The sequence below is a fragment of the Pseudomonas sp. BN515 genome, from assembly GCF_029873155.1.
In the GTDB taxonomy this organism is placed as follows: domain Bacteria; phylum Pseudomonadota; class Gammaproteobacteria; order Pseudomonadales; family Pseudomonadaceae; genus Metapseudomonas.
Window position 1 is genome coordinate 14,416 of the sequence record NZ_SSOH01000078.1, and the last position, 25,053, is coordinate 39,468.

At 64.1% G+C, this 25,053-nt stretch carries 22 protein-coding genes; 9 read left to right on the top strand and 13 right to left on the bottom strand.

What is annotated here, in order from left to right:
* Positions 1–2: 2 nt before the first annotated feature.
* The 4 genes from E8E91_RS21475 to E8E91_RS21490 form a co-directional block, all read right to left on the bottom strand.
* Entirely contained in the window at positions 3–1,112 is a 1,110-nt protein-coding gene (locus E8E91_RS21475; RefSeq protein ID WP_280378631.1) for an AI-2E family transporter, read from the bottom strand.
* A 484-nt stretch (positions 1,113–1,596) separates the two neighbouring features.
* The gene (gene arsJ, locus E8E91_RS21480) at positions 1,597–2,829 is read right to left on the bottom strand and encodes an organoarsenical effux MFS transporter ArsJ (RefSeq protein ID WP_280378633.1); all 1,233 of its coding nucleotides are present in this window, start codon (positions 2,827–2,829) and stop codon (positions 1,597–1,599) included.
* 18 nt (positions 2,830–2,847) lie between these two features.
* Entirely contained in the window at positions 2,848–3,852 is a 1,005-nt protein-coding gene (locus E8E91_RS21485; protein WP_280378635.1) for an ArsJ-associated glyceraldehyde-3-phosphate dehydrogenase, read from the bottom strand.
* A 58-nt stretch (positions 3,853–3,910) separates the two neighbouring features.
* The gene (locus E8E91_RS21490) at positions 3,911–4,267 is read right to left on the bottom strand and encodes a metalloregulator ArsR/SmtB family transcription factor (RefSeq protein ID WP_280378637.1); all 357 of its coding nucleotides are present in this window, start codon (positions 4,265–4,267) and stop codon (positions 3,911–3,913) included.
* A 151-nt stretch (positions 4,268–4,418) separates the two neighbouring features.
* Here E8E91_RS21490 and E8E91_RS21495 point away from each other — a divergent pair, with 151 nt between their 5' ends.
* From E8E91_RS21495 to E8E91_RS21510, 4 genes are all read left to right on the top strand, one after another.
* Positions 4,419–4,763, top strand: coding sequence for a hypothetical protein (locus E8E91_RS21495; protein ID WP_280378639.1), 345 nt, complete (start codon positions 4,419–4,421; stop codon positions 4,761–4,763).
* An 89-nt stretch (positions 4,764–4,852) separates the two neighbouring features.
* Positions 4,853–6,109 carry a TolC family protein gene (locus E8E91_RS21500; protein WP_280378640.1) on the top strand — a complete coding sequence of 419 codons (1,257 nt, stop codon included), beginning with the start codon at positions 4,853–4,855 and terminating at the stop codon, positions 6,107–6,109.
* Complete coding sequence (locus tag E8E91_RS21505) at positions 6,106–7,587, top strand: efflux RND transporter periplasmic adaptor subunit (protein WP_280378642.1); 1,482 nt, start codon at positions 6,106–6,108, stop codon at positions 7,585–7,587. Before E8E91_RS21500 ends, E8E91_RS21505 begins: the two co-directional genes overlap by 4 nt.
* Positions 7,584–10,745: an efflux RND transporter permease subunit gene (locus E8E91_RS21510; RefSeq protein ID WP_280378643.1), complete on the top strand. Its 3,162-nt coding sequence runs from the start codon at positions 7,584–7,586 to the stop codon at positions 10,743–10,745. Before E8E91_RS21505 ends, E8E91_RS21510 begins: the two co-directional genes overlap by 4 nt.
* Before the next feature lie 124 nt (positions 10,746–10,869).
* On the opposite strand, the gene E8E91_RS21515 is transcribed toward E8E91_RS21510, so the two are convergent.
* Positions 10,870–11,241: an NUDIX domain-containing protein gene (locus tag E8E91_RS21515; protein WP_280378645.1), complete on the bottom strand. Its 372-nt coding sequence runs from the start codon at positions 11,239–11,241 to the stop codon at positions 10,870–10,872.
* 222 nt (positions 11,242–11,463) lie between these two features.
* Here E8E91_RS21515 and E8E91_RS21520 point away from each other — a divergent pair, with 222 nt between their 5' ends.
* A complete protein-coding gene (locus E8E91_RS21520; protein ID WP_280378647.1) occupies positions 11,464–12,621 on the top strand; it encodes a two-component system response regulator in 1,158 nt (385 codons plus the stop codon).
* A gap of 42 nt (positions 12,622–12,663) precedes the next feature.
* Positions 12,664–16,701, top strand: a complete 4,038-nt coding sequence (locus E8E91_RS21525; protein WP_280378648.1) for a response regulator — start codon at positions 12,664–12,666, stop codon at positions 16,699–16,701.
* Between the two features lie 90 nt (positions 16,702–16,791).
* Here E8E91_RS21525 and E8E91_RS21530 read toward each other — a convergent pair whose 3' ends face one another.
* The 6 genes from E8E91_RS21530 to E8E91_RS21555 all read right to left on the bottom strand — a co-directional run bounded on the left by E8E91_RS21530 (position 16,792) and on the right by E8E91_RS21555 (position 20,616).
* On the bottom strand, positions 16,792–17,454 hold the full coding sequence (locus E8E91_RS21530; RefSeq protein ID WP_280378650.1) for a VIT1/CCC1 transporter family protein: 663 nt from the start codon (positions 17,452–17,454) through the stop codon (positions 16,792–16,794).
* A gap of 69 nt (positions 17,455–17,523) precedes the next feature.
* Positions 17,524–19,014, bottom strand: a complete 1,491-nt coding sequence (gene arcD, locus E8E91_RS21535; protein ID WP_280378652.1) for an arginine-ornithine antiporter — start codon at positions 19,012–19,014, stop codon at positions 17,524–17,526.
* Positions 19,015–19,202: 188 nt separating this feature from the next.
* Positions 19,203–19,412, bottom strand: a complete 210-nt coding sequence (locus E8E91_RS21540) for a hypothetical protein (protein ID WP_280378654.1) — start codon at positions 19,410–19,412, stop codon at positions 19,203–19,205.
* A 170-nt stretch (positions 19,413–19,582) separates the two neighbouring features.
* Positions 19,583–19,825 (bottom strand): hypothetical protein, encoded by a 243-nt coding sequence (locus E8E91_RS21545; protein ID WP_280378655.1) that lies wholly within the window; start codon positions 19,823–19,825, stop codon positions 19,583–19,585.
* Positions 19,826–19,999: 174 nt separating this feature from the next.
* Positions 20,000–20,224, bottom strand: coding sequence for a YMGG-like glycine zipper-containing protein (locus E8E91_RS21550; protein WP_280371381.1), 225 nt, complete (start codon positions 20,222–20,224; stop codon positions 20,000–20,002).
* 11 nt (positions 20,225–20,235) lie between these two features.
* The gene (locus tag E8E91_RS21555) at positions 20,236–20,616 is read right to left on the bottom strand and encodes a hypothetical protein (protein ID WP_280378656.1); all 381 of its coding nucleotides are present in this window, start codon (positions 20,614–20,616) and stop codon (positions 20,236–20,238) included.
* Between the two features lie 187 nt (positions 20,617–20,803).
* Between E8E91_RS21555 and E8E91_RS21560 the strand changes: the two genes are divergently transcribed.
* A complete protein-coding gene (locus tag E8E91_RS21560) occupies positions 20,804–21,295 on the top strand; it encodes a GNAT family N-acetyltransferase (protein WP_280378657.1) in 492 nt (163 codons plus the stop codon).
* A 214-nt stretch (positions 21,296–21,509) separates the two neighbouring features.
* Entirely contained in the window at positions 21,510–21,821 is a 312-nt protein-coding gene (locus E8E91_RS21565) for a hypothetical protein (RefSeq protein WP_280371375.1), read from the top strand.
* 107 nt (positions 21,822–21,928) lie between these two features.
* Here the strand turns inward: E8E91_RS21565 and dapF are convergent, their stop codons facing one another.
* Together dapF and E8E91_RS21575 are read right to left on the bottom strand one after the other, a co-directional pair.
* A complete protein-coding gene (dapF, locus tag E8E91_RS21570) occupies positions 21,929–22,726 on the bottom strand; it encodes a diaminopimelate epimerase (RefSeq protein WP_280378659.1) in 798 nt (265 codons plus the stop codon).
* Positions 22,727–22,865: 139 nt separating this feature from the next.
* Positions 22,866–24,101: an NADH:flavin oxidoreductase/NADH oxidase family protein gene (locus tag E8E91_RS21575; protein ID WP_280378661.1), complete on the bottom strand. Its 1,236-nt coding sequence runs from the start codon at positions 24,099–24,101 to the stop codon at positions 22,866–22,868.
* Positions 24,102–24,222: 121 nt separating this feature from the next.
* Here E8E91_RS21575 and E8E91_RS21580 point away from each other — a divergent pair, with 121 nt between their 5' ends.
* Entirely contained in the window at positions 24,223–24,648 is a 426-nt protein-coding gene (locus E8E91_RS21580) for a MerR family transcriptional regulator (protein ID WP_280378663.1), read from the top strand.
* Positions 24,649–25,053: the final 405 nt, after the last annotated feature.

Here is a 25,053-nt window from a genome sequence, read left to right on the forward strand (position 1 = left end):
GGTCAGGCCGCTCGCTCCTCTTCTTCCGCGTCTTCCTGAGCCTTCGGCTGGTCCTCCACCCAGTGCCAGAACAGCATGTAGCCCACCGCCAGGATCACCGGGCCGATGAACAGCCCGATGATGCCACCGGTGACCATGCCGCCCAGGGCGCCGATCAGCACCACCGGCATCGGTACGTTCACGCCACGGCCCAGCAGCAGCGGCTTGAGGATGTTGTCGGACATGCCGGCGATGAAGCTGTAAACGGCGAACACGACGGTGCCGACACTGGCCCCTTCCGTGGCGAAGACGAAGATGATTGCCGGAATCGTGATCAGCACCACCGGCAACTGCATGATGCCCAGCAGCAGGACCATCAGCGCCAGCAGGCCGGCGCCCGGAATGCCCATCAGCACGAAACCGAGCCCCACCAGCAGCATCTGGATGAAGGCAATACCCACCACGCCCTGGGCCACGGCACGGATGGTCGCGGTGCACAGCTGGGCGATCTGCGGCCCACGGTCCGGACCGGAAATCCGCGAGGCGATCTGCACGGCGCTGCGGTGGCCGTTCTCGCCAAAGGCCATGAAGATGCCGGCCACGATCAGCGCGGCGATGAACAGCAGGAAGCCCGCACCAACGCCGGCCAGCTTGCCGAACAGGCCCAGGCCGAAGCCGCGCAGGTGCGGCAGCAGTTGCTTGAGCAGGCTGGTCAGGTCGCTGGACGCACGCTGCCAGAAGTCAAACAGCGGCTGGCCGATCAACGGCCAACTGGCAACGGATTCGTTGGGCGCCGGCACCTGCAGGTTGCCGCTCTTGATCAGTTCGATGGCCGCCTGCACCGACTCGGCCATGGAAGACGCCAGCATGTAGATCGGCACCATCAGCAGAATCAGCGAGACAACCACGATCAACGTGGCCACGTGCCCGTCACGCAGGCCCAGTCGGGATTTGATGCTCAGATGCAGCGGATAGAAGGTGACGCCCAGGATCATTGCCCAGAGCATCAGGTTCAGAAAAGGACGGAACACCTCGTAACAGGAGATGGCGAGGATCGCCACCAGCCCCGCTCGAATGAGCACATCCATCAATCCGCGGGACAGGATCCTTTCTGAAACGGTATTCGGCAGCATTTAACTCTCCTTCTGCTGTGGCACTCGGGCGAGAACAACCGGACTTTGCGGTGACCCGGCGGGCAAGGGGCGGAAATCCTCCAGCCGCGCCGGCTCTGATCCAAATCATTTCTGTTCAATGATCATCATTTCCGCCGGGATTCCGGCCTCGACATCCCTTTCGGGTCATGCGCGCTGCAGCGTCGACCTTCCACTGCCAGTACGGCTGAGTTCCAGCATAGTCGCTGCAAAGGAACTGGCAGGCTCTACAGCGGCTGGATCTGCGGCGATTCGCATCCCCGGCCAGCAGGAAGAAACCGATCCGGTAGGGTGCGCCGTGCGCACCGGCGGTTTGATGGGGGCGTTCCGAAGGCGATCCCGGAAGCGGTGCGCACAGTGCACCCTACGATCCAGACCGAGCTAAAGAAATTGATCTTTTGCTGGCATCGCTCCAGGTCGGAGCAGCCCAGGTAGATCTGGCAGCGACTGTCTTCCGCCCTGCCTGTCAGGAACAGCCAACCCGGCCTGTTGAGTGCCGCGGCAAGGCGCAGGAGATCGCAGCTGCGATCAGGACGAAAAGCATGGAAATCCACAAGCAGGCTTCCATGCCATGGGCCTGGTAGACCCAGCCCGACAGCAAAGTCCCCAGCAACCGGCCCAGGGCGTTGGACATGTAGTAGAAGCCCACGTCCAGCGATACCCCGTCTTCCTTGGCATAGCTGACGATCAGGTAACTGTGCAGCGACGAATTCACCGCGAACAGCACACCGAACAGCATCAATCCTCCCAGCAGCACGGCCTGGGTTGAGCCACTTGCCGCAAGTCCGAGGGCAATCGCCGCCGGCACGACTGCCAGCGCGGCGGCCCAGGCAAAGGCGGCGCGACCATCCGGCACATGACCGCGCTGCTTGCCGGTAAGGGCTGGCGCCAGGGACTGCACGATTCCGTAGCCGATGATCCAGGCCGCGAGGAATCCGCCGACCAGCCAGAAGTCCCAGCCAAAGGCCGTGCTCAGGTAGACCGGCAGCGCCACCACGAACCAGACATCGCGGGCTCCAAAGAGGAACAGGCGCGCCGCCGAAAGCACGTTTACCGCCCGGCTTTTCGACAGGATGTCGCGGAATTTCGGCTTCGCCTTGGCCTTGCCCAGGTCCTTCTTCAGCATCACCAGGCTGCCGAGCCAGATCAGGGCCAGCACCGCCGCCATGGCGAACACCGCTCCCGTGAAGCCCAGCAGCGCCAGCAAGGCGCCCCCGAGGAAGAAGCCCACACCCTTCAGGGCGTTCTTGGAGCCGGTGAGGATGGCCACCCATTTGTAGAGGGTGCCCTGTTGGTTGCCTGGCACCAGGAGCTTGATCGAACTCTTGGCGCTCATTTTGTTGAGGTCCTTGGCGATGCCCGACAGGGCCTGCGCCCCCATCACCCAGGGAATGGTGAGCCAGGCTGCCGGTACGGTGAGCATCAGCAACGCCACGACCTGCATCCCGAGACCGATGTTCATGGTGCGGTTCAGCCCCAGGCGAGCGCCGAGGTAACCGCCCACAAGGTTGGTGATGACGCCGAATATCTCGTAGAACAGGAATAGCGCGGCGATCTGAAGCGGCGTGTAGCCCAGCGTGTGGAAGTGCAGCACCACCAGCATGCGCAGGGCACCATCGGTGAGGGTGAAGGCCCAGTAGTTGCCAGTTACCAGCAGGTATTGGCGGACATCCGGGGACAGACCTGACAACGCATTCATGATCGCCGCTCGTCCTTATCAGCCTGCCAGACCGACCAAGCGGGCCAACTCGACAGTGCGATTGGCGTAGCCCCACTCGTTGTCGTACCAGGCATAGAGCTTCACCTGGGTGCCGTTGACCACCATGGTCGACAGCGCGTCGATGATCGACGAGCGCGGGTCGGTGCGGTAATCGATGGACACCAGCGGACGCTCCTCAAACCCGAGGATGCCCTTCAGCTCGTTGTCGGCGGCGGTCTTGAGCAGTTGATTGACCTCCTCCACCGTGGTCGCCCGCTCCACCTCGAACACGCAATCGGTCAACGAGGCATTGGCCAGGGGTACGCGCACGGCGTGGCCATTCAGGCGGCCACGCAGCTCGGGGAAGATTTCCGCGATGGCCGTGGCCGAACCCGTGGTGGTGGGAATCAGGCTCATGCCCGACGCGCGGGCGCGGCGAAGGTCCTTGTGCGGCTGGTCGAGGATGCTCTGGGTATTGGTCAGGTCGTGGATGGTGGTGATGGAGCCGTGGCGGATACCCAGCTTCTCGTGGATCACCTTGACCACCGGCGCGAGGCAGTTGGTGGTGCAGGACGCGGCAGTTACGATGCGATGCACAGCCGGATCGAACAGGTGCTGGTTCACCCCCATCACCACGTTCAGCGCGCCCTTTTCCTTCACCGGGGCGCTCACCACGACCCGCTTCACGCCCTGATCCAGGTAGGCCTGGAGCACCGCGACCGACTTCATCTTGCCGCTGGCCTCGATCACCAGATCGCAATCGCTCCAGTCGGTGTCGGCGATGGCCTTGTTGGCGCTGACCTGGATGCGCTTGCCGCCGATGACCACGCAATCGCCTTCGGCACCGGCCTCGTGGTGCCAGCGACCATGTACCGAGTCGAAGTTCAGCAGGTGGGCGTGAGTCGCCGCGTCACCCGCCGGGTCATTGATGCGAACGAATTCGAACTCCGGCCAGCCCCAGGCGGCGCGCAGCGCCAGACGACCGATACGGCCGAAGCCGTTGATACCGACTTTGATGCTCATGTAGGTGTGCTCAGTGGTTGCAAAGGAAGAAGGATCAATCGCCTGTCGCAGTGGGCGCTCAGCAGCAGGTCGCCGCTCGTTCCGGGCGGCCGCCCATCGCATCCAGGCGCGTGACATCCGCGGTCAGCCAGCCCTGGTTGGCATCCAGTGCACAGTTCAGCACGCTGTGTACCCAGTCCGGCAGCTCGGGATGCAGGCGGTAGTGCACCCACTGGCCCTGGCGGCGATCCGCCAGCAGCCCGCAGGTACGCAGCTGCGCGAGGTGGCGCGAAATCTTCGGCTGACTTTCGCCGAGCGCACAGGTCAGCTCGCAGACGCACAGCTCGCCCTCACGCGCGATAAGCAGCATCAGTCGTGCCCGGGTCTCATCGGCCAGGGCCTTGAACACGGCAGTTGGGGTCAGGAGATTTGCCATGGGAGCCTCTAAGCGGGAGACGGCAATGGATATACGGGAAAACGAATATATGGATTTCCGTATGTAAAGCAACACCACCGAAGCCAGGCCGCCGAAATTCTCATGCGTGGACAATTGCGACGCCCACCAGCCGCGAACTAAACTCCGCCGCATGAAACGCTGCCTGCGCATTTTCTTCATCTTCCTGATCAGTCTGTCGCTTCCCCTCACCGGGATGGCGGGCGTCGAAGCGCCGACCGAGCCCTGCCCCATGCAAGCCAGCGGCATGAGCCACATGGCCGACATGGATGAGGATTGCTGCCACGACATGGGCAAGATGGCCGAGCATGGCAAGAAGGCCTGCAAGTCCGGCCAGGAATGCAAGACCGGCAGCATGCTCCAGGTTTCCGTCCTCAAACCGCCCGTCACCCACAACAGACCGATACTGGCCATCGCCCCTTCCCAAGCGATACCTGACCGCTCCCCTGCCGATCTCTGGCGACCTCCCACCGCCTGATTCCTCTCCTGAGCTGAATTCCCCTCTGCATCACCTGTAGCTGCAGTGGGGCTCGCGCCTGTGCGCTGAAACTTCAGAGGAATCAATTGATGACCTCCCCCAATCCTTGCCGTGGATGGCCCATGCCTGCCGCCCTGGCAATGATGCTGCTCGCCCTGCCCGTCCAGGCTGCATCGCTATCGCTGGACGATGCCTTGCAGCTGGCCGAACGCAACGCCCCCTCATTGTCGGCGCAAGCCGCCAAGCTGGATGCCGCGAAAAGCGCGGCGATTCCGGCCGGCGAACTGCCCGATCCCAAGCTGGCCCTGGGCCTGCAGAACGTCCCCGTCGAAGGCGAAGACCGCTGGAGCCTGGATCGCGACTTCATGACCATGCAGATGGTGGGCGTGATGCAGGAAATGCCCAACCGTGCCAAGCGCGATGCCCGGATCGAAACCGCTCGCGCCTCAGTTGACCGCGCCGCCGCCGAAGCCGATGCCGAGCGGGTGAAGGTCCGTCGCGAGACGGCCCTGGCCTGGATCACCACCTACACCGGCCAGCGCAAACTGGCCCGTTTCGACGATTTCTTCCGCGAAAACCGCCTGCTCGAAAAAGCGGTACAGGCCCGCCTGGCGGGCGGACGCGGCCAGGCGCAGGACGCCGTGGAGCCCAGGCAGGAAGCGGCGCAATTGGCCGAGCAGCAGGACGAACTGGAACTCCAGGTCGCCCAGGCACGCGCGGCGCTCAAGCGCTGGATCGGCCAGGACGCCGCCCTGCCCCTTTCCGGCGAATTCCCGAGCTGGCACATCGATGCAGCCCAGTACCTGCATGCCCTGCATCGCCACCCCGAACTGGCCACCTACGAGCCGATGACCCGTGAAGCCGAAGCCCAGGTGCGCGAGGCCGAATCGGAGAAGAAACCGGACTGGAGCTGGGAAGTCGATTACCAGCGCCGTGGCCGTGAATTCGGCGACATGATGACCGTGCAATTCACTTTCGACCTGCCGGTGTTCTCCGGCTCGCGCCAGGACCCGAAGATCGCCGCGCGCAGGGCTCAGGTCGATCAACTGGAAGCTGAACGCGAAGCGCTGCTGCGCGAGCACGCCCAGCAGTTGGAGGCCGACGTAGCGGATTACCAGCGACTGGATCGGGCGGTCAGCCGCAGCCGCACCACCCAGGTTCCACTGGCCGAGGAAAAGGTGCGCCTGGCCCTGGCGGACTACCGGGCCGGCAAGTCCGAGCTGGCCAGCGTCATCGCGGCGCGACGCGAGCTCATCCAGGCCAGGCTCAAGGAAATCGACCTGCAAGGCCAGCAGGCCCTGGCGGCAGCCCGCCTCTACTTCACCTACGGGGAGGGTCGCCCATGAGCCGCTCTAACTGGACCCTGCCGGCGCTGATGGGCGCCATGCTGCTCCTGGGCGCTGCCGGGGGTTACTGGTTCGCCGCCGAGAGCCACGCGCCGGCACCCGCCACTGGCGCCGACCACAAAACACCCCAGGGCAACCGCCAGCCGCTCTACTGGTACGACCCGATGTACCCGCAGCAGAAGTTCGAACAGCCCGGCAAGTCGCCCTTCATGGACATGCAACTGGTCCCCAAATACGCCGAGGACGCGGATGAAGCTGGCTCCGTTCGCATCGAGCCGGGCATCCAGCAAAACCTCGGCGTGCGCCTGGCTACGGTCACCACGGGAAAACTGGAGCAGGACATCCAGCTGACCGGCGTACTCGCCTTCGACGCGAGGAACGTGGCACTCGTCCAGGCGCGCGCCAGCGGGTTCGTCGAGCGCGCATACGCTCGCGCTCCCGGCGACCTGGTAGCCGCTGGTGATCCCCTCGTCGACGTGCTGATCCCCGAATGGGCAGCGGCCCAGGAAGAGTTCCTCGCCTTGCGCCGCTCCGGTGATCCAAGCCTGGCCGCTGCGGCGCGCCAGCGCCTGCAACTGGTCGGCATGCCCAGCGCCCTGATCGCGCGCATCGAGCGTCGTGGCAAGGCTGAACCGGCCCTGACCCTCACCAGCCCCATCAGCGGCGTGATCCGCGATCTGGAAGTGCGCACAGGCATGGCGCTGTCCGCCGGACAGACGCTGGCCAGAATCAATGGCATCGACCGGGTCTGGCTGGAGGTGGCTGTTCCGGAAGCCCAGGCCGCCACGTTGAGGGTCGGGCAAGCCGTCGAAGCACGTCTGCCCGCCTTGCCGGGGGAGACCACCCACGGCGTTCTCGCCGCGATTCTGCCGGAGGCGGACCCGCAAAGCCGGACGCTGCGGGTACGCATCGAACTGGACAACGCCGCCGGCCGCCTGAGACCGGGCATGACGGCGCAGGTGCAGTTGAACCAGCAAGGTCGCGACGCTGTTCTGCTGGTCCCCAGCGAGGCGGTCATTCGCACCGGCAAGCGCGCGCTGGTGATGCTGGCCGAAACGCAAGGCCGCTTCCGCCCTGTTGAAGTCCGGTTGGGACAGGAAAGCGAGGGGCAGACAGTGGTGCTCGCCGGCCTGGAAGCCGGTCAGCAGGTCGTGGCCTCCGGGCAGTTCCTGATTGATTCGGAAGCCAACCTGCGCGGCATCGAAGCCAGGACCTTGCAGGACGCCGAGCCTCCCAAGGCAGTTCCGGCACTGCATGAAGCCGACGCCAGCATCGTCGAGGTCGGCGAGCAGGAGCTGACCATCTCCCACGGTCCGTTCAAGACCCTCGGCATGCCGGGGATGACCATGACCTTCCCCCTGGCCCGCCCCGACCTGGCGCAAGGCCTCAAGGCCGGCGACCGCATCCGTATCAAGGTGCGCGAGACCGATAGCGGCCTGCTGATCGAACAGGTAGAGAAACTGGAGTCCGCGCCATGATCGAGAAACTGATCCGCTGGTCGGTCTCCAACCGCTTCCTGGTGCTGCTGGCCACGCTGTTCGCGGTGGGCTGGGGCATCTGGTCGCTGCGCGAGACGCCGATCGACGCCCTGCCCGACCTGTCCGATGTACAGGTCATCATCCGCACCAGCTATCCGGGCCAGGCCCCGCAGATCGTCGAAAACCAGGTCACCTACCCGCTGGCCACCACCATGCTCTCGGTGCCGGGCGCCAGGACGGTGCGCGGGTTCTCCTTCTTCGGCGACAGCTTCGTCTACGTGCTCTTCGAAGACGGCACGGACCTGTACTGGGCCCGCTCACGGGTGCTGGAGTACCTGAACCAGGTGCAGGGCCGCCTGCCCGCCACGGCCCGTGCGGCGCTGGGGCCGGACGCGACCGGGGTTGGCTGGATTTTCCAGTACGCCCTGGTCGACCGCAGCGGCACACACGACCTGGCGCAGCTCCGCGCCTACCAGGACTGGTTCCTCAAGTACGAGCTGAAAACCCTGCCCAACGTTGCCGAAGTCGCCACCGTGGGCGGCATGGTCAGGCAGTACCAGGTCCAGCTCGACCCCATCCGTCTCACCAGCCAGGGCCTGACCCAGGCCGATGTGGTGGAGGCCATCGGCAAGGCCAACCAGGAAACCGGCGGTGCCGTGCTGGAAATGGGCGAGGCCGAGTTCATGGTCAGGGCATCCGGCTACCTCAAGACCCTCTCCGACTTCCGCGCAGTCCCCCTGAAACTCACGCCCCAGGGCACACCCGTAACCCTGGGTGACGTGGCGACCGTCCAGCTCGGCCCGGAAATGCGCCGGGGGATTGCCGAACTGGATGGCGAAGGCGAGGCCGTTGGCGGCGTGGTGGTGCTACGTAGCGGCAAGAATGCACGGGAGACCATCACGGCGGTCAAGGCCAGGCTGGATGAACTGCGCAAGAGCCTCCCGCAGGGCGTGGAAATCGTCACCACCTACGACCGCAGCCAACTGATCGAGCGGGCCGTGCGCAATCTCAGCCAGAAGCTGATCGAGGAGTTCCTGGTCGTAGCCCTGGTCTGCGCGGCGTTCCTCTGGCACCTGCGTTCCTCCATGGTAGCCATCGTCTCGTTGCCAGTGGGCGTGCTGGTTGCTTTCGGGGTCATGCACGTCCAGGGCATCAACGCCAACATCATGTCCCTGGGCGGAATTGCCATCGCGATTGGTGCCATGGTCGACGCGGCGGTGGTCATGATCGAGAACGCCCACAAGCGCATCGAGGCCTGGCACGCCCGCCATCCGGGCGAAGCGCTGCGCGGCGACGCGCACTGGCGGGTGATGACCGAGGCGGCGACCGAAGTCGGCCCAGCGCTGTTCTTCAGCCTGATGATCATCACGCTGTCGTTCATTCCGGTGTTCACCCTGGAGGCCCAGGAAGGACGGCTGTTCGGCCCGCTGGCCTTTACCAAGACCTATGCCATGGCCGCGGCCGCTGGCCTTGCCGTCACTCTGGTGCCGGTGCTGATGGGCTACTGGATACGCGGCCGGATACCGCCGGAGCAGCGCAACCCGCTCAACCGCGCACTGATCAGGCTGTACCAGCCAGCGCTGGACGTCGTCCTGCGTTTCCCCAAGGCGACCCTGGCGGTGGCCGTTCTGGCGTTGCTGACGACCCTCTGGCCCATTGCCCGCCTGGGTGGCGAGTTTCTCCCGCCGCTGGACGAGGGCGACCTGCTCTACATGCCCTCCGCGCTACCTGGCTTGTCCGCGCAGAAGGCCGCGGAGTTGCTGCAACAGACCGATCGCCTGATCAAGACGGTGCCCGAGGTCGCCAGCGTCTTCGGCAAGGCTGGTCGTGCGGAAACGGCCACCGACCCCGCGCCGCTGGAGATGTTCGAGACCACCATCCGCTTCAAGCCCAAGGACCAATGGCGCAGCGGGATGAGCCCGGAAAAGCTCGTGGACGAACTGGATCGCGTGGTCAGGGTGCCCGGACTGACCAACATCTGGATTCCGCCGATCCGCAACCGGATCGACATGCTGGCAACCGGCATCAAGAGCCCCATCGGGGTCAAGGTGGCGGGCACCAACCTGCAGGAGATCGACCAGGCCACCCAGGCCATCGAACAGGTGGCCAAGGCCGTACCCGGCGTGACCTCCGCCCTCGCCGAGCGCCTGACCGGCGGACGCTATATAGATGTGGACATCGATCGGCAGGCGGCAGCCCGCTACGGGATGAACATCGCCGACGTGCAAGCCATCGTGGCCAGCGCAATCGGCGGCGAGAACGTGGGGGAAACCGTCGAAGGCCTGGCCCGCTACCCGATCAACGTGCGTTACCCGCGCGAGTGGCGCGACTCGGTGGCCGCGCTCCAGCAACTGCCGATCTACACCCGCCAGGGCGGCCAGATCACCCTCGGGACCGTGGCCGCCATCCGCGTCGTCGACGGCCCGCCCATGCTCAAGAGCGAGAATGCGCGCCTCTCCGGCTGGGTCTACGTCGACGTCCGGGGGCGGGACCTGGCGTCCGTGGTGAAGGACCTGCGCCAGGCAGTCGATGGCTCGGTGAAGCTCGCGCCCGGCATGAGCATCAGCTACTCCGGGCAGTTCGAGTTCCTGGAGCGGGCCAATGCGAGGCTGAAGCTGGTGGTGCCGGCGACGTTGACGATCATCTTCGTGCTGCTCTACCTCACCTTCGGGCGCTTGGATGAGGCCGCGCTGATCATGGCTACCCTGCCCTTCGCGCTCACCGGTGGCGTGTGGTTCCTCTACCTGATGGGCTTCAACCTGTCGGTGGCCACCGGTGTTGGCTTCATCGCCCTGGCCGGCGTGGCCGCCGAGTTCGGCGTGATCATGCTGCTCTACCTGAAGAACGCCTGGTCAGACCAGCAAGCCGCCGGGCGAGCCACCAACCGGGACTTGCTGGGTGCCATTCGGGAAGGCGCCGTGCAACGTGTGCGGCCCAAGGCAATGACCGTCGCCGTCATCATTGCCGGCCTGCTGCCAATCCTCTGGAGCGGCGGCACCGGCAGCGAGGTGATGAGCCGGATTGCCGTGCCCATGGTGGGCGGCATGGTCACCGCGCCCTTGCTGTCCCTGTTCGTCATTCCCGCGGCTTACTGGCTCATGCGTCGTCGCAGGTTGTACTCGCCAGGCGCAGAAACCAGCCATGGAGCACGCTCATGAGCAGTACGTTCGCATAGGCGTCAATCCTTCGGTGCGCGCGGCGCACCCTACGAGCGCTCGGGGTCGTGGCCGGGTCTTGTAGGGTGCGCCGTGCGCACGGGTGGTTTTCATCGCAACCTACCCATCAAGCCACCTCTGCCTCCTTGAACAGGCGATGGACGGCCTTGTGGCAGTTCTCTTCGTCAAGGAACTCCACGGGGAACCAGCGGCATTCCGCAATTTCATTGAGCGGCTGCGGGGCCTGCGAGGTGGGAAGCTGGGCGTGGAAGATGTGGTGGAGGGTTTCGTACAGCTCAAGCTGGATGACGAAATCGAGCTGCTCCGCTTCCAGTCCGATTTCTTCAAGGAGTTCCCGCTGCGCCGCTTGCGTTGGAGCCTCGTCCGATTCGATCCGCCCGCCCGGAAGGTTCCACTTCTTCTGCGTCTTGCGGACGAGCAGGACCTTATTGTCTCGGAGGCAGATCACCGTAGCCCGGATCTTGAGTGCACTGGCCATGTTTGTTCCCTTGCAGCAGCCTGACCCTTCCCTGTTTGGACCGTGGTGATGGCCATCTGACAAAGGTCGATGGACAAGCGGTTCGCCGAACCTATCCCTTGAGCCTGCGCGGGCGGGAAGTTGGGGCCTGAATCGTCATCTCCACAATCCACGACTAATCTCCCCTACAACCGGGCGGCAGGAGTCTGCGCCGCTCTCAGACCGGCTGGGGAGCTACGGATCATGGACAGCACGCAAGACACCTATAGAGCAGCCACGGTTCTCGTCGTAGACGACACGCCCGACAACCTGATGCTGATGGCCGACCTGTTGAAGGACCGGTATCGGGTCAAGGCCGCCAACAGCGGCGAGAAGGCACTTCGGTTACTGCAGGCTGATCCACTGCCGGACCTGATCCTGCTGGACATCATGATGCCGGGGCTTTCCGGCCATCAGGTGGCGGAACAGCTCAAGCACGATCCGCGTACCGCTGACATTCCCATCATCTTCCTCACTGCCATGGCGGCCATGGAGGACGAGATCCTTGGCCTGAAACTGGGCGCCGTGGACTACATCACCAAGCCGATCAGCCCACCGGTGGTTCTGGCGCGGGTGGAAACCCAGCTGAAGATCAAGGCCGCTGCCGACTTCCTGCGTGACCAGAAGGAGTACCTGGAGAAGGAAGTGCAACGCCGCACCGCCGAAGTAATGGCCATTCAGGACGTGACCATCCAGGCCATGACCTCGCTCGCCGAAACCCGGGACAACGAAACGGGCAACCATATCCGCCGTACCCAGCACTACGTGGAGCTGCTGGCCGAACTGCTGCGCGACCATCCGCGCTTCAGGCACTTCCTCAATGACGAAACCATTCGACTGCTGTTCAAGTCAGCGCCGCTGCACGACATCGGCAAGATCGGCATTCCCGACTACATCCTGCTCAAACCAGGGCGCCTGACCCCGGAAGAGTTCGACATCATGAAAACCCATACCACCCTGGGTCGGGATGCCATCCAGCATGCCGAGGATCAGTTGGGCATCTCCGTCGGCTTCCTGCGTCTGGCCAAGGAAATTGCCTACAGCCACCAGGAAAAGTGGGACGGCAGCGGCTATCCCGAGGGGCTGGCGGCCGATGATATCCCCATCAGTGCGCGGCTGATGGCCGTTGCGGATGTCTACGATGCGCTGATCAGCCGGCGCGTGTACAAGGCCGGCATGTCCCATGAGCAGGCGGTGGAGATCATCCGTCAGGGGCGCGGCGCGCACTTCGACCCGGACATCTGCGATGCCTTCCTGAGTTGCCATGGGCAATTCCGCACGATTGCAGAACGTTATGCCGACAGCGATCAGGACATGGCCAGGCAACTCGCGGCCCTTGAGCACATCGCGCAGGAACCCTGAGTCTCGGCGTGACCTTTCTGGTGTCGGCAATGGGGAGTTGCCATGAACATAGTGTCTGCCCTGCTTGAGCGCCTGTCCCTGCGTAGCAAGCTGGTCATGGGATTTGCCGCGCTGCTGGCGCTGGTCCTGATTCTCGGTGTGCAAAGCCTGCGCACCCAGGAATTGTTGCAGCGCGATATGCAGCAGCTCTACCAGAAGGACCTGGTAGGCGCCGCTCACCTGCAGGAAGCACGTGCGCAGCTGCCACATCTGGTCCAGGCGCTGCAGCGTGCCGTGGGTACCAGCAGCGGAGAAATCCGTATCGACGCGCTGAAGCAGCTGAACGAGACCCGCGAGCGATTACAGGAGTCGCTGGCTCAGGCGCGGCCGACGCTGCGCCTGCAACAGAGCCTGGTGCAACTGGCCGAGCTGGAGGTGCTGCTGGAGCGGATACAGCGTGGCGGTGAAGAAGCCCTGGATCTGGTCGGCCGGGGGTATCAGGGCCAGGCGCTGATGCAGCTCAACAGCGGCGAATTCCAGGCCCTGGACCAGCAGGCTGACCAACTGCTCAACCGCATGGCCCAGGTCAAGGAAAATTTCATCCATGACACCGCCAAGCAGATCGCCGAGTTCGCCCGGTTCAGCACGACCCTGACCTACGTACTGCTGCTGGGCGGGCTGACCTTGGCGTTGCTGCTCTCCAGCCTGGTCAGTCGTTCGATTCGGCTGCCGCTCAACCGGGTGCGTGTTGCCGTCGACCAGCTGACCGCGGGGCAGCTGGATCAGCACATACCCCATACCGACATGGCGAACGAAACGGGCGACCTGGCCCGCGCCATTGCCACTCTGCAGACCAAGGCCCAGCAACTCGATCGTCAGCGCTGGATACAGGCGCAGTCAGCGCACTTGCAGGCCGACCTGCCGCAAGCGACCACGCCGGATGAGCTGGCCCAGACCTTTCTCAGACACATGGCCGGCATGCTCGGCACCTGCCGGGGCGTGCTCTACAGCCTCAGGCAAGGCAGCGATCATCTGGAGCTCATGGGCAGTTACGCCACCGACCCGGATTACCCGCCGAATGACGTTGTAGCGCTGGGCACCGGCTTGCTCGGACAGTGCGCGCTTGACCGCACGCCGCGCCAGTTCGGGGGGTTGCCACAGGCATTCGGCCGGCTGCGCTCGCAATTGGGTGAACTGCCGGCCAGTTATCTGCTGCTGCAACCGATTCTGCGTGGCGACCGGCTGCATGGCGTGCTCGAACTGGCTGGATTCCAGGCGTTGGGCGAGCGCGAGACGGCCTTGTTGCAGGAGGCGCTGCCCAGACTGGCCGGGGCCATGGCGCTGATGGAGCGCAATCTGGCCGTACAGGAATTGCTCGCGGAAACGCGCCGGCAGGCCGACGAAATGGGCGCCCAGGCGTTGCAGCTGGAACAGCAGGCGCAGGAACTGGAATCGCAGCAGAGTGCGCTGCGCGCTACCGAGGCCTGGTACCGGGGCATTATCGAGGCGGCGCCCGACGGCATGATCGTGATTGGCTCGGACGGTCGCATCCTGATGACCAACCCGCAGCTGGACAGCCTGTTCGGCTACGCCACCGGTGAACCGATCGGCGAATCCGTCGAGCGTCTCGTGCCCAGCGCTTACCGTGCACGCCACGTCGAGTTGCGGGACGGTTTCATGGCTCAGGGCGGCACCCGGCAGATGGGCGCCAACCTGGATGACCTGCAGGGCGTGCGCAAGGACGGCAGCCTCTTCTCCGTGGAGATCGGCCTGTCACACCTGCCGGCGCTGGAGGGGCGCGGCACCTGCGTGTGCGCCTCGGCGCGGGACATCAGCGAGCGCAAGCAAGCCGAAGCCGTGGTGCAACGCGCCCGGGAGATGGCCGAAGAGGCAACCCGTGCCAAGAGCGATTTCCTGGCCAACATGAGCCACGAGATCCGCACACCGATGAACGCCATCATCGGCATGAGCCATCTGGCACTGCGCACGGAGCTGGACCCGCGGCAACGCAACTACATCGAGAAGGTGCATCGCTCGGCAGAAAACCTGCTGGGGATCATCAATGACATCCTCGACTTCTCCAAGATCGAAGCCGGCAAGATGGACCTCGAAGTCATTCCCTTCCACCTGGAGGATGTCCTGGAGAACTTCGCCAGCATGGTCGGCCTGAAGGCGGAGGACAAAGGCCTGGAGCTGCTCTACAACACCTCCCCCAACCTGCCGACTGCGCTGCTTGGCGATCCGCTACGTCTGGGGCAGGTGTTGATCAATCTGGGTAACAACGCGGCGAAATTCACCGAACGCGGGGAGATCGTCGTGGGTGTTGAGCGCATCGGGGGTGACGATGCGCGGGTGGAACTGCATTTCTGGGTGCGCGACACCGGGATCGGCATGAGCGAGGAACAGTGCGGGCGCATGTTCCAGTCCTTCAGCCAGGCCGACAGCTCCACCACCCGCAAATACGGCGGCACCGGGCTCGGCCTCTCTATTTCCAAACGCCTGGTGGAGCTCATGGGCGGGCGCATCTGGGTGGAAAGCGTGCCCGGCCAGGGCTCGACCTTTCATTTCAGCCTGAGCCTGGACATACAGCGCAATGCGCAGCCACGGCGCATGTTCACCGCCGACGAATTGCTCGGCACACGCGTGCTGGTGGTGGACGACAACGCCAGCGCCCGCGAAATCCTCTCCAGCATGGCCAGGAGTTACGGCGTGGAGGTGGACGTAGCCGACAGCGGTGGCCTGGCCTTGCGCATGCTGGTGGATGCCGAGCAGCGCAACCTGCCCTATGACCTGGTGCTGATGGACTGGCGCATGCCCGGCATGGATGGCGTGGAGACGGTCCGGCGCATGCACGAGGCCAATCTGGCCCGCACGCCATCGGTGATCATGGTGACTGCCTTTGGCCGTGAAGAGGTGCGCGAGCAGGCCCAGCGTCAGGGCGTGACTCTGCCGGTCGTACTGACCAAGCCGGTGACCCCTTCCACCTTGCTGGAGGCATTGGGCACGGTGCTCGGCAAGGTGCCCCAGGCCGGAACCCGCGCCAGCGAGCGCTACGGGCAAAGTGCAAACGACATGGCCGGCTTGCGGGGCGCCCGCCTGCTGCTGGTGGAAGACAACGAACTCAACCGTGAACTCGCCAGCGAGCTGCTGCACGGTGCCGGAGTCGAGCTGAGCCAGGTGGTTGACGGGCAACAGGCGCTCGACCTGCTGGAACAGGACGCGGATTTCGATGGCGTGCTGATGGATTGCCAGATGCCGGTGATGGATGGCTACACGGCCACCCGCCGGATTCGCCAGCAACCCCGTTTCGCTGAAATGCCAGTGATTGCCATGACCGCCAATGCCATGGCGGGTGATCGCGAGCGGGCCCTGGCCAGCGGCATGAATGACCATATTTCCAAACCACTGAATGTGACCGATATGTTCGCCACCCTGGCCAGGTGGATCAGGCCGGGTGCCCGTCGCAAGGCTGAGGCGCCGATGGTCAAAGCTCGCGAGGCAACCACGGAGCTGCCCGAGCGCCTGGAAGGCATCGATCTGGCCGCAGGTCTCGCGACCTGCATGGGAAACCGTGACCTGTACCTGCGTCTGCTACGTAAGTTCCATGCCAGCCAGGCGCGTTTCAGTGAACAGTTCCAGCAGGCAAGTGCCAGCGACGATCCGACGGCGCCAACCCGACTGGCCCATACCCTGCGCGGCACCGCCGGTAATATCGGTGCCGGGACGGTGGCTCAGGCAGCCACCGCGCTGGAACAGGCCTGCCTCGCTGGGGAGGCGTCCGAGGCGATACAGTCCCGGCTCCTGGAGGTCGAGCGCTGCCTTGCTCCATTGCTGGCCGCCCTCGCTGAGGTCGCGCAATCGAGTCCCGCCAATGAGCAGCCCGCCGCGCCACGCTCACCGGCACGGTTTGGCGCTCGCCTGACCGAACTGAAGCGGCTTCTGGCCGATAGCGATGCAGCAGCCTTGGATACCCTCAAGGCGCTGCAAGCCTTGGCTACCGCCCCGGCAGAGGCGGCGCTTCTGGCCAAGGTGGCGCAGCAGGTCGAGCTTTTCGACTTTGATCGAGCGCTGGAGATGTTGCAGGAAATGGCCACTGAGTAAGCGAGGTTCGTAGGTAGGGTGCGCCATGCGCACGGGTAACTGAGCGTCGCGCATTCCCTTGAACGGTGAGCGCGACGCACCCTGCCTCGGTCACCCGCCCAGTGCGATGATCGCGAAGAGCAACGCCGTTCCCACCAACGCCAATGCCGCGCCCGTTGCCCAGGTGTTGCCGCCGGAGTAGCGGGCCAGCAGCCAGCCGCTGAGGAACAGCATCCCCAGGGCCACCAGGTTGGAGGTGCGAATCGCCACGCCGGTGGTATCGATCAGCAGGAAGGGAATCACCGGCGGAAAGGTCGCCAGCACCACCAGCAGGAAGGTGCCCAACGCGCCCTTGATGTCTTCGAAGTCCAGCCGCGAGCGAAAGGGCTTGTCGGCGTTGAGCAGCAAGCGCAAACGCAGCATCTCCAATCCGTCGGGGTCCGCCGCCTCGGCTATGCGCGGCGGTAGCGCGTCGGCTATCAGTGCCCTCCCCCTGTCCGCCCCTGCGTCGCCCTGCAGGCGGGCCATCAGCGTTCGGCTACGGGTACGTTCGGTCCAGGTACGCAGCAGGTACATCATGGCATCGGCCAGACCCCACGCGAGGTTGCAGCCGAAGGCCGCGATCAGCATGGTCCGCGCCTCTTCACGGCCCGAGGTGGCGACGCTCAGTGAGCCGATGAAGGTCATGGCCATCAGCAGCCCGAAAATCACTTCGGTTGCGCGGTCCACGGGGTCGAGCACTCTTTGCCGGGATTCATCTCCGGGTCTATCCATGGCGATCTCCCTCGAAATTCGAACCGGAAATGGCGGACGCAAAACGCCGTCCGCCATGTGTGCCCCGAGTCAGAGGCTGAGGAAGCCGCTGTACAGGCCGTATCCGGCGATCAGCGCACCGATCAGCACCACCAGGAAGATCACCTTCTCGACCGACGTGAACACTGGCTGTCCCAGTTCGCGTTTGGCCTTGGCGAACAGGATCGCCCCCGGCGCATAGAGCAGCGCCGACAGCAGCAGGTACTGCACCCCGGCCGCATACACCAGCCAGACGGCGTAGAGCACGGCAATCAGCGCGATCAGCAGGTCCTTGCCACGCTCGCCGGGAGCTTGCTCGTAGGTTTCATGACGCCAGGCCAGCAGCAACGCGTAGGCGGCGGACCAGAAGTACGGCACCAGGATCATCGAGGTGGCCAGGTACAGCAGGCTGAGGTAGGTGGAGCTGTTGAACAGGGTGATGATCAGGAACAGCTGGATCAGCCCGTTGGACAGCCACAAGGCGTTGACCGGCACCTGGTTGGCGTTTTCCTTGCGCAGGAACTCCGGCATGGTGTGGTCGCGGGCACTGGCGAACAGAATCTCGGCGCACAGCAGAGTCCAGGACAGCAGCGCACCCGCCAGGGAAACGATCAGCCCGACGCTGATGAGGACGGCCCCCCAATGGCCGACCACGCTCTCCAGCACGCCTGCCATCGACGGATTCTTCAGGCCGGCCAGCTGGGCCTGGGCCAGGATGCCCTGGGACAGCACGTTGACCGCCACCAGTAGCAGGAGCACGCCAACGAAGCCGACCACCGTGGCCTTGCCGACGTCGCTGCGCTTTTCGGCGCGGGCGGAGAAGATGCTTGCGCCCTCAATGCCGATGAACACCCAGACGGTGACCAGCATCATGTTGCGCACCTGGTTCATCACCGTGCCCAGGTCACTGTTGCCGGCACCCCAGAAATCGGAGGTGAACACATCCAGCTTGAAGGCGATGGCGCAAATGACGATGAACAGCGCCAGGGGCACCATCTTGGCGATGGTGGTCAGGGTATTGATGAACGCCGCCTCCTTGATCCCGCGCAGCACCAGGAAGTGCAAGAACCACAGCAGAACCGAGGCGCAGATGATCGCCGGCAGGGTGTTGCCCTCACCGAACAGGGGGAAGAAGAAGCCCAGGGTACTGAACAGCAGCACCATGTAGCTGACGTTGCCGATCCAGGCGCTGATCCAGTAGCCCCAGGCCGAAGAGAAGCCCATGTAGTCGCCGAACCCGGCCTTGGCATAGGCATACACACCGCCATCGAGCTTGGGCTTGCGGTTGGCGAGGGTCTGGAAGACGAAAGCCAGCATCAGCATGCCAACCCCGGTGATCAGCCAGCCGATCAGGGTGGCGCCGGCGCTGGCGCTCGCTGCAATGTTCTGTGGAAGGGAGAAGATGCCGCCGCCAACCATCGAGCCGACGACCAGGGCGATCAGCGCCCCGACCTTCAATTTATCGCTGGAGGCGGCGACCTGTGTCTGCTTGCCGGGTTCGGCCTGCTTACCCAACTGCACGTTGCTGGTGGAATCGACCATATAAAGCTCCTTGCCAAGACGGCACCGCTCAATTGAATGGCCGGCCAACTGGAAATGGTCGTTACCGCACAGCATGACCCTTCGAGTGGTCCCCGCCACCGAACAGACTGCTTGAATCACTGCTGGGAGCTGGTTCGATCCAACTCGTGCCCCGCAGCCGGGCACTGCCTTTCGAATCGCTTGGACCGCTAGGAGCCTCGTAGCATGTGGTAATGCTCAGCAGCCCAATGCTTCACCGCTTCCGCTGAAAGTTGGTGAGGCGCGTCAACTCGCTCTTGCAGCTTAGTCGCGAAAGCCACGGCGGAAGCCTCGTCATGAAAACTGAACGTCATGCCGCAGGCATGGACCAGCCATACAGGTTTGTCCTGCACGGTGGCCTGCTCGATCAGTAGCTCCACTTGGCTCTCCCGATTTCCGGAGAAGCACGCTCGAATCGATTTGAGTGTAGCCAGCAAGTTGAATATCGCCGTTTGCATCAGCGGACGGGCTGAAACTGCGCAGGTAGGGTGCGCCATGCGCACGAGCGGATTGCCAGGGCACCGAAACGCTGGGCAATTACTTAAGGGGATTACCGGGCCTTCTGAGGATCCAGAACCAGCGTAATGGTGCCGTCCGTACTCGACGCCACATACGGATCAAGCGCCGGGAACCGGTCAGCGGCCTTCTCCACCAGAAACTCTCCGGCAAGCAGGATCCGCTCGCGAGTGGGGTTTGCCAGCACGATGCTCTCTCTTGCCCAGCCATTGGCTTCAAGCGCGGTGGCGGCTCGCTCGACCAGATCGGCCAACACGGCCAAGGTTTCTCGATCCACTGCTCACCTCACCCGGAACAACCGGCTCCGGGAGCCAAACGTCGCTTCTGTAGGATGTGGCGGCTATCGACCGCGAACATCTATCTGTCCGGCTGGCGGGCTACTGGCCTGAAGTCACTTCGCAAGCGTGTCCCTGGCAATCGAAAGCCATTGCCAGGGGGCGGACTGGCCCGCCTACTTCTGCTTGCTGCCCCTGATGTTGCCGACAACCCCGCCGGCGACGGCGCCAACCGCTGCGCCGGTCCATCCACTGCCACCGGCGATGGCGGCAATACCGGCACCGGCCGCGGCACCGATAGCCGCGCCGCTCAAGGTTCCCTGTTGCTGGGAAGACATCGAAGTGCAGCCGATCACACCCACTGCGGTGAGGACTGCGGCAAACGTAAGCAACCGCTTCATGTTCATCTCCGCTACTTGTTCTTCTCAAGACCGGGCACGACCATCTCGAACCAGATGGTCTCCAGGACGGGCCGATTCACACGGTCAGGATGGGCGGCGTACCACTGGTTCAGCCCTTCGCGCACAGTATCGAGCGTGTGCCCCTTCAGGCCCCTGCCGAAACGCGGAATCAGGCTCTGCTCATCGGTCGGCGGCTTCGAGGCGTGGTAGGCCGCTTCCACCTCGAAGGCGTTGGCGATGCCGATGAGATAGACCTTCTTGAGCTCCTCCGTTGACCGCATCCATTGCTCACCGGTGATCATGGGCACCTGATCGGCACGGGCGATGCCGGATGCCGCCGCCAGGGTCAGGCATGCCGCCAACGCCAGCATGCCCAATCGCAATGTTCTCATCGTCTCCCCTCCTCGCCAGGCTGAACCACGACGCCACATCTATCGGTGCAGAGTAGACCCTCCCGTTTGGGCCAGCAAAAGCGCGCAGACCGCCGTGGCTGTATGGAGAATTTGCTTGCGATCTGCACCTATCGGTGACTTCTCCCCGGCCCTAGCATCGATCGCTCCGAACAGGCAGGACCGTGCGATGAACGAGATTCCCGGGGATATCGACTTTTCAGGATTGAAGGCGCGTCGGCTGGAGCTGAGTGACCTTGAGATGATCTGCGTACATCGCGAAGCCATGTTCCTCGAAGCCGGAGGCGTTCCGTCGGAGTTGCGGGTGATGACCGAGCACTTCCGGCCCTGGCTGCGTCAGCGGCTGACCGATGGCCGTTATTACGGCTTTGCCCTGCAGGACGGAGGGCAGTCTGTGGCGGCAATAGGCCTCATGAGCATCGAATGGCCTCCGCACCCGTCCCATCCGAGCCTGGACCAGCGCGGCTATGTACTGAATGTGTTCGTCGAGCCGGCCTATCGGCGCCGGGGCCTGGCGTCGGCGCTCATGAAGTTGGCCGAAGCCGAGTTTGCACAGCGCGGGGTGAGCTTTGCCGTGCTGCACGCGACCCAGGCCGGCAGGCCGGTATATGAAGAGTTGGGCTGGGCGGCCACCGCTGAAATGTCCAAGGCCATCGGCTGACCCGAACGGCCGGCAGATTTCGCGAAGCACACGATCCCCAACATCAGGCAGCGCCAATCGTCGCCACGCGTGCTGAATGTGGCGCCCCTGCACCGCAAGGTGTCGGGCGCGGATAACCGATAACCGGGGCTACACTCTAGAGTGCAATGCATGTTGTTCCCCTAGCTGCCATGGCGTCCCGTGTCGCTGTGGCAGCGTTTTTAGGAGGATGCCCATGCATGCCCTCTCCGAAACTGACCGCCATTTCATTTCCGCCGTCCATGCGCTGATGCGTGAATACAGCATCAGTCGATCGCAGCTGCTCGCCATGCTGGATCGAAACACCCGGCGAGCGGTGCCAGGCCCGACGCCCCAGCCCCTGCGGACCTATCTCAATCCGCACACGCGACAGTCCATACAGGTGCGCGTGGGCCGCAACCTGACCTACCGGGCCTGGGTGGCCGAGTACGGCGAGGAAATCGTCGCAACCTGGCAGATCGAGCCAATCAGAAGCCGCAAGAGGAAGACCGAACGCCCCGCCAGGTAACCTCCCCGACTCGCCACCTGTAGGGTGCGCCACGCGCACCGCCTCGGCGATCGACTCCGGCATGGCACGGTTCCGATCGAAGCCGCAGCGCCCCCCTCACTTCCGATTCAGGCCAGGCACTCCGGGTCCAGGCTGTAACTGCCCACGCGGCAAACTGGTCCTTGCATCAGGACGTCGAAGTCGTCATCCAGGACGATCTGGATCATCCCGCCTGGCATATGAACATCGACCTTGGGATCTACCAGCCCAAGCCGCCGGCTGACCGCCGCCGCCGCGCAACTGCTGGTACCCGAGGACTGCGTATAACCGACCCCGCGCTCCCAGATGCGCACCTCCAGATTGTTGCGGTCGATCACCTGGACGAACTGCACATTGGTGCGGTTCGGAAAGTGTTCGAGATGCTCGATGATCGGGCCAAGCGAGCGCGCGATAAGCTCATCGGGCTGCTCGACGAAGATCACACAGTGAGGATTTCCCATGGAGACCGGATTCAGCCGAAGGGCACGCCCCTCGACGGTCAACTCCGGCAGGTCCCTGTCGGGAAACTGTGCACGCCCCATGCGAATGGCGACACTCCGGCCTTCGTCCAGCACCTGGCAAGACACCACGCCGCCGGCCGTACGCACCTGGAACTCCCCGGCTGATACATGGCCGCGATCCCAGAGGTAGCGACAGAAGATTCGCAGCCCATTGCCGCTTTTCTCAGCCAGGGAGCCATCGGTGTTGTAGATGAGCACGGCGGGCATTTCGGCCGGCGCGAGCACTGGCACGAGAATACCGTCGGATCCCAACCCCCTGTGCCGGTCACAGGTCCTTGAGATTTGCGCCGAAGTAAGGTCGAAGGGCAGCTCTCCCGTGTAGACCAGGTAATCGTTGCTCGCAGCGTGATACTTGATGAAATCCATAGCGACTGAGGCTTCCGTTCTCAAAGTTCAACGAGATTAGGCAAGCCGGATTCCGCTAACAAGCGTCATTCCCACGAGACCCGAAGGACTCCGACAGCCCTGCTCCGTCGAAGTCCATCCGCCCGCTTACCTCGGTGCCTCAACCCGCCCGGCTGCTCATCATCCGCCGGTACTGCCGCGCACGATGAAGGGTGCTCCACTGCTCCTGCAGCAACGTCCGCAGCGGCGAGGCGTTCGGCTGCGGATGCGTGCCATCGGCCAGGCGACGCATCTGGTGCTTCACCAGGGACATATAGGCCAGCGCAGCGAGGGCCTTGCGCTTCCAGCGGATCGACGGCAATTCCGCGCTCGCCTTTTTATTGCCCGCCTTCCAGAGGTTCGGCAGCGCCGGATTGACCGCCAGGGCGGTAGCGATGCCTGCCATGGCAACACCGCCCGAGAGCACCTGCTCCACCACTGGCAGGCGGCGGATGCCGCCAGTGACCATCACCGGCATGCGCGCGACGGCGGCGATCTCCTCGGCAAACTCCAGGAAGTAGGCTTCGCGGGCCAGGGTACGGCCATCACGTGCATCACCCTGCATGGCCGGCACCTCGTAACTGCCACCGGAAAGCTCCACCAGGTCCACGGAAAGCTCATTAAGCCAGAGCACGACCTGGCGCGCGTCATTCGTCTCGAAGCCACCGCGCTGGAAGTCTGCCGAGTTCAGCTTCACGGCAACGCAGAAACTCGGCGACACCTGGGCGCGTACGGCCTTCACCACTTCCAGTAGCAGGCGTGCGCGGTTCTCGATGGAGCCGCCCCAGCGGTCCTTGCGGCGATTGCTCAGGGGCGACAGAAACTGGCTCAGCAGATAGCCGTGTGCGGCGTGCACCTGCACGCCGCTGAAGCCGGCCTGTTCGGCCAACACCGCCGTGCGGGCGAAACGCTGGATCAGCTCGCCGATCTCGTCCTCACTCAGTGCCCGGGGCACCGGGAACATCTTCGAGAACCCGCCCATATCCAGTGCCACGGCGGAGGGAGCGACGGTGGGTTGGCCGAGATTGGCCTGCATCTGCCGGCCGGGGTGGTTGATCTGCATCCAGAACTGCGCGCCCTGCGCTCGGCCGATTCGTGCCCAATCGCGGAAGCGCTCCAACCGCTGGCCCTCCTCCAACACCACACCACCGGGACCGGTCATGGCGCGGGCATCCACCATCACATTGCCGGTCAGCAGCAGCCCGGCGCCGCCCTCGGCCCAGGCCTGGTAGAGACGCAGCAACTGGTCAGATGGGGTCTGGTCCTGGTTGGCGAGATTCTCCTCCATCGCCGCCTTGGCGATGCGGTTGGGAATGACGGCACCATTGGGCAACTGCAGGGGCTGGAAGGGCGACATGGGGCTCTCCGGAAGGTTGGCGCCGTGCGTCGGATTGCGGGTTGCAGGACGACGGCGAGGTTGGGTTACGGAGAGCCTAAGGTTAAAGTCAACCTTAAGGTCAATAGAGGAGTTTCATTAAATGAAGATCGGCGAACTCGCCCGCCGCAGTGGCCTGACCGCGTCGCGCATCCGGTTCTACGAAGCCAGTGGCCTGATCAGCGCCCAGCGCCTGGGCAACGGCTATCGCGATTACTCCGAGGAGGCCTTGCACACGCTGGAAGTCATTACCTGCGGGCAGCAGGCCGGTTTCAGCCTTGAGGAAATGCGCAACCTCATGCCCGCTCCGAACGAGCCTGGCGGTCACCATGATCGCCTGCTGGAAAGCCTTCGCCGCAAGGTCGTCGAAATCGACGCCCTGCAGGAGCGCCTGACGCAAAACCGCGAGCAATTGCTGGCCCTCATCGCCGATATCGAAGGCAAGCCCGAGGGAATGGGCTGCGAGGAAAACGCCCAGCGCGTGCTCGCCGGGATGCGGGAGCGCAGAGGGAATGCAGCCAATGGCTGATCGCCGGTGCGCGCGGCGCACCCTACCCGTCTCTGCGTGCCAGGGGCTTTGGGCGTGACCGCATTCGAGAGGTAATCCGGGAGCACTTCCCTGCGACGAAACTGGCCACGACGACGTAGCAACGTAGGATGGGTCGGGCGGCGTTCCGCGAGCCTGCGACACCCATGCTGTTCGTTGGGGCACGCTCCTCCACATCCTAAGGACGTCATCCTGATACCCGGGCAACGCAATCGTCACAAGCAGAGCCGGTGGTTCATGACCACGTCTTCAGGACGTGGTTTTCCAAGTTCAGATGAATTTCCTTCTTTTTTCTCAGGGTAAGGAATAAACCGGCTCGCGGGCCGTCTCTCCCCCCGCAGTCACAGGTCCCCAGCCTCGCTACGGACCCGTCCGCCACAGCTTCAC

What these genes read in the sequence shown, in the direction of transcription:
- E8E91_RS21560 (WP_280378657.1), top strand. Translation starts at nt 20,804, where the DNA reads ATGAACGAGATTCCCGGGGATATCGACTTTTCAGGATTGAAGGCGCGT.
- E8E91_RS21490 (WP_280378637.1), bottom strand. Translation starts at nt 4,267, where the DNA reads ATGGCAAATCTCCTGACCCCAACTGCCGTGTTCAAGGCCCTGGCCGAT.
- E8E91_RS21525 (WP_280378648.1), top strand. Translation starts at nt 12,664, where the DNA reads ATGAACATAGTGTCTGCCCTGCTTGAGCGCCTGTCCCTGCGTAGCAAG.
- dapF (WP_280378659.1), bottom strand. Translation starts at nt 22,726, where the DNA reads ATGGATTTCATCAAGTATCACGCTGCGAGCAACGATTACCTGGTCTAC.
- E8E91_RS21530 (WP_280378650.1), bottom strand. Translation starts at nt 17,454, where the DNA reads ATGGATAGACCCGGAGATGAATCCCGGCAAAGAGTGCTCGACCCCGTG.
- E8E91_RS21520 (WP_280378647.1), top strand. Translation starts at nt 11,464, where the DNA reads ATGGACAGCACGCAAGACACCTATAGAGCAGCCACGGTTCTCGTCGTA.
- E8E91_RS21555 (WP_280378656.1), bottom strand. Translation starts at nt 20,616, where the DNA reads ATGAGAACATTGCGATTGGGCATGCTGGCGTTGGCGGCATGCCTGACC.
- E8E91_RS21485 (WP_280378635.1), bottom strand. Translation starts at nt 3,852, where the DNA reads ATGAGCATCAAAGTCGGTATCAACGGCTTCGGCCGTATCGGTCGTCTG.
- E8E91_RS21505 (WP_280378642.1), top strand. Translation starts at nt 6,106, where the DNA reads ATGAGCCGCTCTAACTGGACCCTGCCGGCGCTGATGGGCGCCATGCTG.
- E8E91_RS21475 (WP_280378631.1), bottom strand. Translation starts at nt 1,112, where the DNA reads ATGCTGCCGAATACCGTTTCAGAAAGGATCCTGTCCCGCGGATTGATG.
- arcD (WP_280378652.1), bottom strand. Translation starts at nt 19,014, where the DNA reads ATGGTCGATTCCACCAGCAACGTGCAGTTGGGTAAGCAGGCCGAACCC.
- E8E91_RS21515 (WP_280378645.1), bottom strand. Translation starts at nt 11,241, where the DNA reads ATGGCCAGTGCACTCAAGATCCGGGCTACGGTGATCTGCCTCCGAGAC.
- arsJ (WP_280378633.1), bottom strand. Translation starts at nt 2,829, where the DNA reads ATGAATGCGTTGTCAGGTCTGTCCCCGGATGTCCGCCAATACCTGCTG.
- E8E91_RS21565 (WP_280371375.1), top strand. Translation starts at nt 21,510, where the DNA reads ATGCATGCCCTCTCCGAAACTGACCGCCATTTCATTTCCGCCGTCCAT.
- E8E91_RS21495 (WP_280378639.1), top strand. Translation starts at nt 4,419, where the DNA reads ATGAAACGCTGCCTGCGCATTTTCTTCATCTTCCTGATCAGTCTGTCG.
- E8E91_RS21510 (WP_280378643.1), top strand. Translation starts at nt 7,584, where the DNA reads ATGATCGAGAAACTGATCCGCTGGTCGGTCTCCAACCGCTTCCTGGTG.
- E8E91_RS21500 (WP_280378640.1), top strand. Translation starts at nt 4,853, where the DNA reads ATGACCTCCCCCAATCCTTGCCGTGGATGGCCCATGCCTGCCGCCCTG.
- E8E91_RS21575 (WP_280378661.1), bottom strand. Translation starts at nt 24,101, where the DNA reads ATGTCGCCCTTCCAGCCCCTGCAGTTGCCCAATGGTGCCGTCATTCCC.
- E8E91_RS21580 (WP_280378663.1), top strand. Translation starts at nt 24,223, where the DNA reads ATGAAGATCGGCGAACTCGCCCGCCGCAGTGGCCTGACCGCGTCGCGC.
- E8E91_RS21550 (WP_280371381.1), bottom strand. Translation starts at nt 20,224, where the DNA reads ATGAAGCGGTTGCTTACGTTTGCCGCAGTCCTCACCGCAGTGGGTGTG.